Genomic DNA, 10318 nt, shown 5'->3' with positions numbered 1-10318 from the left:
GCACCTGGCTCAACGACCAGCCGGGTTACCTGCCGCCGGTCCAGCTGGGCGAGGTCATCCGGGCGGCCGGCATCGGCGAGGTGGTGGCGACGCGCTGTGACGCCTTCAAGATCGGCGACGTCGTCACCACCCTGAGCGGCTTCCAGGAGTACGTGATCATCCGCGACGACGTGTTCAGCACACCCGTCCCGGGTGGGGCCGACCCGTCTAAAAAAGTGGATCACCTGGCGGTGATGTCGGTGTACGGCCCGACCGGGGCCACCGCCTACATCGGGATGATGGACATCGGCCGGCCGCAGCCCGGCGAGACGGTGGTGGTGTCGGCCGCCGCGGGCGCCACCGGGTCGGTGGCCGGGCAGATCGCCAAGATCGCCGGCGCCCGGGTGGTCGGCATCGCCGGCGGACCGGAGAAGTGCCGGGCGGTGGTGGAGGACTTCGGGTTTGACGCCTGCATCGACTACAAGAACGAGGACGTCGCCGCGGCGCTCAAACAGCACTGCCCGCGCCGGGTCAACGTCTACTTCGACAACGTGGGTGGGCCGATCCTGGACGCGGTGCTGGGCCGGCTGGCCACCAAGGCGCGGGTGGTGCTCTGCGGCGTCATCTCCAGCTACCTCAGCGGAGAGCACCCGGGACCGGCCAACTACGTGAACCTGCTGTCGAAGACCGCGCTGATGCAGGGGTTCAACGCGCTCGACGACTGGGGCCGCTTCGACGAAGCCCATGCCGCGCTTCGCCAGTGGGAGCGCGAGGGCCGAATCAAGGCGCGCCAGACCGTTTTTGAGGGCGTCGAGTCGTGCGTCGACGCCCTCAACGGCCTGTTCACCGGAGCCAACATCGGCAAGATGCTGGTCAAGCTGAGCGAACCGGCCTCCGGTTAACCTTCACCCAGGACGCGGTGCAGCGTCTTCTTGGCGTCAGTCAGCGCCTCCAGCACCTTGGTCCGGGTCTCGGCGAGCTGCTCCTTCTGCTCGTCGGTGCCCGTCCAGGCGATGGTGCGGGCCAGCCCCGCGAGCTCGAAGAGCGTTCTGCGGATCTTGAACACGTCACCGAACTTGGCCGCCCGCCCCAGGAAGGCGTGCGCGGTCTCGCTGCTGATGCCCCGCCAGGCCAGCAGGTTTCGGCCCAGCTCGGTCAGCGTCGCCACGCCGTTGTCGACCGTCACCACACCGCGGCCGGCCAGCAGGCCGATGGCGAGCTCCGCCACGTCCTGCGGCGGCGTGAACGCGCCCTCGGTCGCGTCGGACACCCGCTGCACGATCTGCTCGGCGTTGGCCGGCCCGTCGAGCAGCAGCGCCGCGGTTACGAACGCCGCACGTTTGAGGAAGTGCCGACCGCCGGGCCCGCCGGGGCCGCCGTGGCCGAAACCGCCCTTGAACCCGAAGCCGCCGTGGCCCCAGCCCTTTTCGCCCCAACCGCCGAAGCCGGGGCCGCCGAAGCCGGGTCCGCCGAAGCCGGGACCGCCGAAACCGCCGAAACCACCGAAAAATCCACCAGACATCGCTGTCGTTCCTTTCCACATCGGACTATCAAGCTCCTTGATACCACCGCCGGCGGCGATGTCAAGGAAATTGATGGTTGCGCTCTCCGAACCGCCGGGCGCATGCGAGCATGAGGGCGTGAGTGAATCCCACGAGGCGCCGCTGGGATTTTTGCTGTACCGCGTGGTGGCGGCGCTGCGGCCCCAGCTGGCCGCGGAGCTCAAGCCGTTGGGCCTCACGCTGCCCGAGTTCGTGTGCATGCGGATCCTGTCCCACCACCCCGGGCTCAGCAGCGCCGAGCTGGCCCGCGGCACCAACGTCTCGGCGCAGGCGGCCAACCAGGTGCTGCACGCGCTCGAGGAACGCGGCGCCCTGAGCCGCCCGGCGTCGACGCCGTCGGGCCGGGCGATGCCCGCCCAGCTCACCCGCCGCGGCAAGGCCCTGCTCAAACGGGCCGACGCCGCCGTCCACACGGCCGATCAACGCGTCCTGGGCCGGCTCACCCCCGACGAGCAGCGCCAGCTCAAGCAACTGCTTTACGCCGCGGGCACCCGCCCGCCGGACGCCTGCGAATCGGATTCGTCCCGCTAGCAGCGGTTAATCCGCAAAAACGCAGGGCGACGCACCGCCGCGCGAGATGCACACCGCCCCCGGTGCGTGGTTTTATAACACCGTTTGCGAAAGTTGCCTCGGGGAAGATCACGCCGGGCCGCAGGTGCCGGCTTTTTAGCGATTGGGTGGTAAGCAGATGGATCGTCGCAGCATGTTGTTGACCACGGGGCTGAGCATGCTGGCGGCCGTGGCCGCGTCCCCGCTCCCGGAGGCGCTGGCCGATCCGTCGCTTCCGGCGCCGCCGAAGGCGCCGTCGGCGGGCAGCGGCGGCTACATCTTCGCCGACGATTTCGACGGCCCGGCGGGCTCGGCCCCCGATCCGGCCAAGTGGACGGTGCAGACCTGGCAGGACGACGTCTTCCCGCCGGTGGCCGGGATCTACCGCGACGACCGCCGCAACGTGTTCCAGGACGGCAACTCCAACCTTGTGCTGCGTGCCACCCAGGAGGGCGACACCTACTACGGCGCCAAACTGCGGGGGAACTTCCGCAGCATGATCAACCAAACCTGGGAAGCGAAGATCAAGCTGAACTGTTTGGAACCCGGCCTGTGGTCGGCGTTCTGGGGTGTCAACGAGGATCCGCTGCCCGACGGCGAGGTCGACCTTTTCGAGTGGTACGGCAACGGCTCGTGGCCCCCGGGAACCACGGTGCACGCCGCGTCCAACGGGAAGACCTGGGAAGGCAAGTCGATTCCCGGGTTGGTGGACGGCGGGTGGCACACCTGGCAAATGCATTGGGGTGAAAACGGATTCCAGTTCTCCCGCGACGGGGCGCAGTACTTCACCGTTCCGAACAAACCCATCCACGTGCACGGCGGCGCCCCCGACGACTTCCGGTGGCCGTTCAACAACCCCGGCTACTGGATGACGCCCATGTTCACGCTGGCGGTCGGCGGCGTGGGCGCGGGCGATCCCGCCGCCGCGGGCTACCCGGCGGACATGCTCGTCGACTACATCCGCATCTGGTGACTACCGTTCGGCCTTGATCACCTGAACGAGGTTGAACTGCCAGCGCTCGACCAGCCGGAAGCCCAGGTCGTGCGGGACCGCGAACGCGGGGGTGGGCCCGTAGACCGGACCCGGGGGAAGCGCCGGGCCCTGCTCGTGGGCGGGCACCGCGGGGTCGGCCTGGGTGATGATCCAGACGACGCCGCACTGGCTTAACGGCCTGGCGACGACCTCCGGGATGAGGTTGGTGTCGAAGACGTCCCGGCGGTCCGTCGCCCGTTGCCACAGCGTGAGGTCGACCAGTTTCCGGTAGGCATCCGGGCGCGCCGCCATCAGCGGCCGCATCGGGGCGGGCATGAACGTCACCGTGTCGTTCACCAGCAGGCAGTCACCGTGCGCCGCCTTGGCGGTGATCAGGTCGGCCACCTGGCTGTAGTCCATCCCGTACTTGGCATACGGGTTATGTTGCGCCCGAACGTAATTCGGCACCGCAGCGACGGCGAATAGGGTGACCAGCGCCGCCGTCGCCCACGCCCGGGCGGTCACGGCGGCGGTGCAGACGCCCAGGATCAGCGCCATCGCCGGCGCGGTGAAGGCCAAGTAGCGCGGCGTGTAGATCGGGTGGGCCAGCGCCGAGAAGAGCACGATCAGGGCGGTCGGTATCGCCAGCCAGCCGACCGCGAGGGTCAGCAACTGCCGATCCCCCGGCTCCGGCCGCCCGGATCGGCTGAGCCACAACACAATAGCCGCGGCCACCACAAGCGCCGAGAGAACCGCGAACGGCGGGCTGCGCTCGAAGTACTGCTGAACCACCACGTCCTCGATCGTCCGGTGCCCGATCGTCGGCACCCACTTGATCTGCGGCGATTGCCGGGCGACCGCCGCCAAGAACGGCGCCAGGGCGCCCACCGCCAGCACCGCAGTAACGGCGAAGCGCAGCAACACTTTTCGCGTCGGGACAAAGACGGCGAGGTAGACCAGGTGCGCCAACACCAGCAACACGACATACGCGTCGAGCACGATCGACATCGCCAGGGCGACGCCGTACGCCGGCCACGACCACGCGCCGTTGCGGCGCGCCGCGACGACCAGCAGCACCGTTATCCACACGGCGGCCATCATCGATAGGGCGTAGGGCCGCGCCTCGACGCCCGCCCATGTCGTGCGGGGCAGGACCCCGCAGAGGACCCCCGATGCCAGCGCGACGGTGCGGGACGAGAACTGCCGACCCAGGACCACCACGCCGGCGGCCGCGCCGCCCACCGCCAGACCGCTTGGCGCGCGGGACCAGAACTCGGTGTGCGGAAACACCTGGAACCAGCCGTGCATGAGCAGGTAGTACAGGCCGTGCACCGCGTCGACGTTGCCCAGCATCTGCCACAGCTGACCCAGCGATCGACTGTAGGCGGCCGAAATGGTGGCGGCCTCGTCGTACCAGAAGGACGGGCGGGCGGCGCCGGCCAAACTTATTGCGGCCGCGAGGAGTCCGACGACCAGCGGGTCGAACGCTTGCCCTGACTCGCGGGTATCGGAGGCGCTCACCGCCCGCTATGTTGCCAGACGTTAGCCGTTGTTCAGGTACAGGTACCACAGCCCGTCGCCGCCCTCGCGGCACGCGTAGTGGGTGTAGCGCCCGTTGTCGTACTCGATCTCGACGTGTGGCCCGTCGACGAGGCACGCGGCCTCGGTCGAATAGACGCCCTCGACCTGAACCTCGTCGGCGTTGGCCACGCCCACCGCGGTGGTCAGCAGCCCGCCCAATGCCAGCAGCCCGCCGGCGATCAACGTCCTCATGTGTTCCCCTCGATCTCGGTGCCGCGACTATAGGCCCGCGCCGGGGCGCGCCATCCGGAAACGACCTTGCTCAGCAATCAGCGTTCGAACGTATGATCGATAAATGGGCGACCTGGCGTCGATCGGATACAACGGGCAGCCGGTCCGCGACCCGTTTCGCGTGGTGCGCCCGCCGATCGCGGTGCTGATCGACCTGACCGTGCTCTTCCCGCGCGAGCCCCACCGCTCGGGGCGGTACCAACCCAACGGCCTGCAGCTGCACAAGGTCGTCGAGGGGCGGCTGAGCTGCTGGGGCATCTGCGAACAGGGCGACTGGTGGGGGTTGGTGACCTACCCGATCGCCTACGGCTCCAAGCGGAAGACCGTGACGCACTGGATACCCGCCTGGACGCTGCGCCGGAAAGCCTGAGCAATGCGATGATTGCTGCCCGTGACAGGCAACTTGGTTTCCGCGCTGACCAAGCTCATTCCGCTCGGTCTGGTCATCGCGCTCTCACCGATCACGGTCATCCCGGCGGTCCTGGTCCTCCACGCGCCGCGGCCGCGGCCGACCAGCCTCGCGTTCCTCGGCGGCTGGCTGGTGGGCATGGGCGCCCTCACCGCAGCATTCGTCGGCGCCTCCGACCTGTTGGGCGGTCTGCACCAGACACCACCGACGTGGGCGTCGTGGCTGCGCGTGGTGTTGGGGGCCGCGCTGATCGTGTTCGGCGTCGTCCGCTGGCTGACCCGGCATCGCCAGGGCAAGAGCCCGGCCTGGATGCGTTCGTTTTCCAAGATGACCCCGCGGCGCGCCGGCGTGACCGGGGTGGTGCTGACGGTCGTGCGCCTCGAGGTGCTGATCCTGTGCGCGGTCGCCGGCCTGGCGATCGGAACCGGCGGGCTCGGCGTCGCCGCCGGTTGGACGGCCGGGGCCGTGTTCGTCGCCGTGTCCTCGTCGACGGTCGCCGCGCCGATCCTCGCCTACGTCGGCTCCGGCGGCCGCCTCGACGACGCGCTGGAACGGCTCAAGGAGTGGATGGAGCAAAACCACGCGGCCATGCTCGCGGTCATCCTCGTTCTCATCGGTTTGTTGGTGCTTTACAACGGAATTCACGCGCTGTAGGAGCGCGGCACGCTAGATTGCAGCCCATGGCAGGAAGCTGGGTTACCGTCGCGACCGGGCTGATTCCGCTGGGGCTCGTCATCTCGCTCTCGCCGCTCACGGTCATCCCCGCGGTGCTGGTCCTGCAGGCGCCGCGGGCCCGGCCGGCCAGCCTGGCCTTCCTCGCCGGCTGGGTGCTGGGCATCGCCGCGCTGACGGCGCTGTCCGTCGCCGCCTCCGGCCTGCTCGGTGGCCTGGACAAGTCGCCGCCGCGGTGGTCGTCCTGGCTGCGGGTGATCCTCGGGGCGGCGCTGATCGGCTACGGCATCTTCAAATGGTTCACCCGGCAGGGCCACAGCGAGTCGCCGGCCTGGATGCGCACGTTCGACACGATCACTCCGGCCCGCGCGGGGCTTACCGGGGCGGCGCTGGCGGTGGTGCGGCCGGACGTGTCGCTGATCTGCGTGCCGGCCGGTCTGGCCATCGGCACCAGCGGGCTCGGCGCCGCCGGCGACTGGCTGGCCGCGGCGTTCTTCATCGTCGTCGCCGCGTCAAGCGTCGCGATCCCGATCCTCGCCTACGCGGCGGCCGGCCAGCGCCTCGACCCGACACTGGCGCGGGTCAAGGAATGGATGGACAAGAACAACGCCGCCCTCCTGGCGGCGCTGTTGGTCGTGATCGGTGCGATGGTGCTCTCCCACGGGATTCGCGCCCTGTATCACCTGTAGCCGCCGTCGGACAGGCCGGCGTCCTCCTCGAGCCTGTTGGTCTTGCCGAACGCCAACTCGCGCACCAGTTCCCAGCCGTAGCCGCCGAGCATGCCCAGGTAGCCCTTCGCCGCCCACTGCCGGCAGTGCCGCTCCTCGTGGTGCAGCACCCGGTCCAGATCGACGCTGCCCCGGACGATCCGGCGCAGCCGCTCCGCCGGGTCGGTGAGCGGGCCGCCATTGACCATGAAGATGTCGCCCCACGTGGTGCCGCCCCGCCGGCTGAACTGCCGCTGCAGCCAATTGCCGCCCACGCCCATCAGGATGCCGTTCGGGGTCGTCACCAGGCGCCCGCCGTTGCGGTGCACGAACCGGACGTCGCGGGAGTAACTCCAGCGATTTGCGTTCTGCCGCTTGATGATTCGCGTGACCTCCGCGGCGCGGTACGGCGTCTCGGGAAAATCGGCGGGCCGCCGGCCCGCCTTGGCGTAGTCGGTCCCCGCGTTCAGGACGTAGGTCAGCAGCGTCGCCGTGCGCGCGTCGTCCCCGCTGATCCCCGGCGGCAACAGGAAGAAGGACTTGCCGTGCGGGTCCTTGATCTCCTCGGCCCGCTCGAGGATCGCGAAGCTCTCCGGCGTGACGGCGTGCCGCCGCGCGATCTCGGCGACGGCATCCGCGGGCACGCCCCGGCGTCGGGCGTTTTCCCGCCACGCCTCGGAGTAGCCGTTTGCGCGCACGCTTGCCAATTTAGGGTGGAGTCGATGAACAGGCCCTGGCAACGCCCGCGCGGCGTCAGACAGATCACCCGCGGACTGGGCACCCTGGATCGGGAGCTGTTCGAGACGATCGCCGGGACGCCCACCCCGCTGCTGGACACGCTCATGCCACCGCTGACCCGGGCGGCCGATCACTCCAAGCTGTGGTTGGCCATCGCCGCGGCGCTGCTGTCGTCGGGCAAATCGTCCGCGCAGCGCGGCGCGACGCGCGGCGTCGTCACGCTCGGCGCCACCAGCCTGGTCACCAACCAGGTCGCCAAGCGAATCCGACGCCGCCCGCGGCCCGTCTACGAGTCGGTGCCGCTGGTCAGGCGGGTGCGCCGCCGTCCCGTCTCCAATTCGCTGCCGTCGGGACACTCCGCCAGCGCCGCGGCGTTTGCCGTCGGGGTGGGGCTCGAGAATCCACCGTTGGGTTTCGTCCTGGCGTTGCTGGCCGGCATGGTCGGGCTGTCGCGGGTGGCGACGGGCGCGCACTACCCCGGTGACGTCCTCGCCGGATTCGGCATCGGCGCCGGCCTCGCGGTGCTGGGCGGCCGCCTTGTCCCTCCGATCGCCGAAGCGGCGCTGCCCCGGACCGAACCGCTGCTCGTCGACACCCCGCAACGCCCCGACGGCTCCGGCGTCGTTCTGGTCGTCAACCCGTCGTCGGGCAGCGGCACGGGCGCCCGCATCGTCGACGAGGTCCGCGCCGAACTGCCCCAGGCGGAGATCGTCGAATTGGGACCCGACGAGGATCCCGAGCCGGCGCTGCGGAGCGCGGCCGAGCGCGCCGAGGTGTTGGCGGTCGGCGGCGGCGACGGCACCGTGGCGGCCGCGGCATCGGTCGCCATCGACGCGGGACTTCCCCTGGCGGTCTTTCCCGGGGGCACGTTCAACCATTTCGCGAAGGACATCGGCTGCGACACCGTGGCAAAAACCGTGGACGCGATCCGACGCGGCAGCATGTTCCGCGTTGACTTGGTGTGCCTCAACGAATCTCGGATGGTGCTCAACACCGCGAGCATCGGCGCCTACCCGAAGTTCGTGCAGCGGCGCGAAAAGCTGGAAAAGCGCGTCGGCAAGCCGGTGGCCAGCTTTTACGCGCTGCTGCGCACGCTGCGCACCGACCGGCCTGTCACCATCAGCTACGACAACAAGACCCTGCAGACGTCGCTGTTGTTCCTCGGCAACTCGGTGTACCTGCCGAGCGGATTCGCGCCGTCGCGTCGCACCCGCATGGACGACGGCCTGATCGACGTGCGGATCCTGGAGGCCGGCCGCCCGTGGGCGCGGACCCGGATCCTGACCGCGCTGGCGCTCGGACGCCTGCCGCGCAGCCCGCTCTACCACGAGCTGCAGGTGCCGGAGTTCAGCTTCTCGGCCGTCGACGGCCCGACCGTCATCGCCCACGACGGCGAGGTCGGCGAGCGGTACGACCACGCGAGTTTCTGCGCGAAATACCGGATCCTGTCGGTGTTCCGGCCGCCCCCAACGGTTTAACAGCGCCAACACAGTCCCCGCTTAGCTCCGCCTCAGCGACCGAGTGTTTGCTCTTAGGGTTGCTGCGATGACCGCTGAAACTTGGGATCGGTAGGCCGGGCAAGCGATACACGATTTTGGCAGTGGGCGACTATGGGCGGTCGCCGCGTCGGTCGGAGGTCGGATGTCCTTTGTAATCGCGGTTCCGGAGTATGTGACGGCGGCGGCCTCGGATCTGGCGAATGTCGGTTCGACGATCAGCGCGGCCAACGCCGCGGCGGCGGCCCCGACGTCGGCGGTGGCGGCCGCGGGCGCCGATGAGGTGTCGGCGGCGGTCTCGACGTTGTTCGGCGCGCACGCGCAGGCCTACCAGGCGATCAGCGCCGAGGCGGCGGCATTCCACCAGCGATTCGTCGAGCTCCTCAACGCGGGCGCGGCCTCCTACGCCGGGGCCGAGGCCGCGAACGCCAATCCCCTGCAGGGGCTGCTCAACGACATCAACGCGCCCTTCGAAGCTTTCCTGGGCCGCCCGCTGATCGGCGACGGCGCCGACGGCACCCCCAACACCGGCGCCAACGGCCAGAACGGCGGGCTGTTGTGGGGCAACGGTGGCAACGGCGGATCCGGCGGGGCCGGCCAGAACGGCGGCCGCGGCGGCAGCGGAGGTTTCCTGTTCGGCAACGGCGGTCGCGGCGGAAACGGCGGCAACGCGATCGGCGCTGGAGTGGCCGGCTTCGGCGGCGACGGCGGCAATGCCGTCGGACTGTGGGGCAACGGCGGGGCCGGCGGGACGGGCGGTGTCAGCATCAACGGCGTCGGCGGCGACGGCGGCTTCGGCGGGAACGGCGGGCTCCTGATCGGCAACGGGGGCATCGGCGGGGCCGGTGGCAACGGGTTCGTCGCCGGCTGGGGCGCCGCCGGCGGCAACGGCAGCAGCTTGATCTACGGCCTGGGCGGCGCCGGCGGGGCCGGCGGTTCCAGCCTCAACTTCACCAACGGGCTCGCGGGCGTCGGCGGCGACGGCGGCAGCGGCGGGGCCCTCTTCAACCTCATCGGCACCGGCGCCGACGGCGGCGCCGGCGGGGCGGCCATCGGCGCCGGCAACATCGGCGGCCAGGGCGGCCAGGGCGGCAGCGGCAGCGGTCTCGTCTTCGGCCTCGGCGGCCACGGCGGCCACGGCGGCACCGCCCTGACGCCCGGCGGCACCGGCGGCCCCGGCGGAAACGGCGGCGACAACGGTTACGTGTTCAGCGACGGTGCCGGCAGCATCTACGCGGGGGGTTCCTTCTTCGGCATCGGCGGGGCGGGCGGCGACGGCGGGATGGCTCAGGCCGGCGGTCACGGCGGCACCGGCGGGCTCGGCGGGCTCGGCGGCCTGCTCTTCGGCCTCGGCGGCCACGGCGGCAACGGTTACGGCGCGCCCGGCCTGGCGTTCGGGGGCACCGGCGGCCAGGGCGGCT

At 70.4% G+C, this 10318-nt stretch carries 12 protein-coding genes; 8 read left to right on the top strand and 4 right to left on the bottom strand.

What is annotated here, in order from left to right:
• A partial coding sequence (locus A9X00_RS24925) for an NADP-dependent oxidoreductase (protein ID WP_067159621.1) occupies positions 1–881 on the top strand: 881 nt, incomplete at its 5' end.
• On the opposite strand, the gene A9X00_RS24920 is transcribed toward A9X00_RS24925, so the two are convergent.
• The gene (locus A9X00_RS24920; protein WP_067159619.1) at positions 878–1501 is read right to left on the bottom strand and encodes a hypothetical protein; all 624 of its coding nucleotides are present in this window, start codon (positions 1499–1501) and stop codon (positions 878–880) included. The genes A9X00_RS24925 and A9X00_RS24920 overlap by 4 nt on opposite strands.
• Before the next feature lie 118 nt (positions 1502–1619).
• Here A9X00_RS24920 and A9X00_RS24915 point away from each other — a divergent pair, with 118 nt between their 5' ends.
• On the top strand, positions 1620–2072 hold the full coding sequence (locus A9X00_RS24915; RefSeq protein ID WP_067159627.1) for a MarR family winged helix-turn-helix transcriptional regulator: 453 nt from the start codon (positions 1620–1622) through the stop codon (positions 2070–2072).
• Positions 2073–2229: 157 nt separating this feature from the next.
• Positions 2230–3063: a family 16 glycosylhydrolase gene (locus tag A9X00_RS24910; protein WP_067159616.1), complete on the top strand. Its 834-nt coding sequence runs from the start codon at positions 2230–2232 to the stop codon at positions 3061–3063.
• On the opposite strand, the gene A9X00_RS24905 is transcribed toward A9X00_RS24910, so the two are convergent.
• Positions 3064–4584, bottom strand: a complete 1521-nt coding sequence (locus tag A9X00_RS24905; RefSeq protein ID WP_067159613.1) for a glycosyltransferase family 39 protein — start codon at positions 4582–4584, stop codon at positions 3064–3066.
• Between the two features lie 21 nt (positions 4585–4605).
• The gene (locus A9X00_RS24900; RefSeq protein WP_067159610.1) at positions 4606–4836 is read right to left on the bottom strand and encodes a hypothetical protein; all 231 of its coding nucleotides are present in this window, start codon (positions 4834–4836) and stop codon (positions 4606–4608) included.
• Positions 4837–4939: 103 nt separating this feature from the next.
• Between A9X00_RS24900 and A9X00_RS24895 the strand changes: the two genes are divergently transcribed.
• Genes A9X00_RS24895 through A9X00_RS24885 form a run of 3 tightly spaced genes read left to right on the top strand, consistent with a single transcriptional unit; the run spans position 4940 to position 6645 of the window.
• Positions 4940–5245 carry a hypothetical protein gene (locus A9X00_RS24895; RefSeq protein ID WP_067159607.1) on the top strand — a complete coding sequence of 102 codons (306 nt, stop codon included), beginning with the start codon at positions 4940–4942 and terminating at the stop codon, positions 5243–5245.
• 21 nt (positions 5246–5266) lie between these two features.
• Positions 5267–5938 (top strand): GAP family protein, encoded by a 672-nt coding sequence (locus A9X00_RS24890; protein WP_067159604.1) that lies wholly within the window; start codon positions 5267–5269, stop codon positions 5936–5938.
• Between the two features lie 26 nt (positions 5939–5964).
• Positions 5965–6645 (top strand): GAP family protein, encoded by a 681-nt coding sequence (locus tag A9X00_RS24885; protein WP_067159601.1) that lies wholly within the window; start codon positions 5965–5967, stop codon positions 6643–6645.
• Here A9X00_RS24885 and A9X00_RS24880 read toward each other — a convergent pair.
• Positions 6636–7361 carry a hypothetical protein gene (locus tag A9X00_RS24880; RefSeq protein ID WP_067159598.1) on the bottom strand — a complete coding sequence of 242 codons (726 nt, stop codon included), beginning with the start codon at positions 7359–7361 and terminating at the stop codon, positions 6636–6638. The genes A9X00_RS24885 and A9X00_RS24880 overlap by 10 nt on opposite strands.
• Before the next feature lie 24 nt (positions 7362–7385).
• Here A9X00_RS24880 and A9X00_RS24875 point away from each other — a divergent pair, with 24 nt between their 5' ends.
• Together A9X00_RS24875 and A9X00_RS24870 are read left to right on the top strand one after the other, a co-directional pair.
• Entirely contained in the window at positions 7386–8879 is a 1494-nt protein-coding gene (locus tag A9X00_RS24875; protein WP_067159624.1) for a bifunctional phosphatase PAP2/diacylglycerol kinase family protein, read from the top strand.
• A gap of 163 nt (positions 8880–9042) precedes the next feature.
• On the top strand, positions 9043–10318 hold a 1276-nt coding region (locus tag A9X00_RS24870; RefSeq protein ID WP_067159596.1), incomplete at its 3' end, for a PE family protein.

It is taken from the genome of Mycobacterium sp. 1245805.9, from assembly GCF_001672915.1.
GTDB lineage: Bacteria > Actinomycetota > Actinomycetes > Mycobacteriales > Mycobacteriaceae > Mycobacterium.
Note: the sequence above shows the minus strand (reverse complement) of the source record. Positions and strands in the feature narration are given on the sequence as shown.

What these genes read in the sequence shown, in the direction of transcription:
- A9X00_RS24920 (WP_067159619.1), bottom strand. Translation starts at nt 1,501, where the DNA reads ATGTCTGGTGGATTTTTCGGTGGTTTCGGCGGTTTCGGCGGTCCCGGC.
- A9X00_RS24910 (WP_067159616.1), top strand. Translation starts at nt 2,230, where the DNA reads ATGGATCGTCGCAGCATGTTGTTGACCACGGGGCTGAGCATGCTGGCG.
- A9X00_RS24900 (WP_067159610.1), bottom strand. Translation starts at nt 4,836, where the DNA reads ATGAGGACGTTGATCGCCGGCGGGCTGCTGGCATTGGGCGGGCTGCTG.
- A9X00_RS24895 (WP_067159607.1), top strand. Translation starts at nt 4,940, where the DNA reads ATGGGCGACCTGGCGTCGATCGGATACAACGGGCAGCCGGTCCGCGAC.
- A9X00_RS24885 (WP_067159601.1), top strand. Translation starts at nt 5,965, where the DNA reads ATGGCAGGAAGCTGGGTTACCGTCGCGACCGGGCTGATTCCGCTGGGG.
- A9X00_RS24875 (WP_067159624.1), top strand. Translation starts at nt 7,386, where the DNA reads ATGAACAGGCCCTGGCAACGCCCGCGCGGCGTCAGACAGATCACCCGC.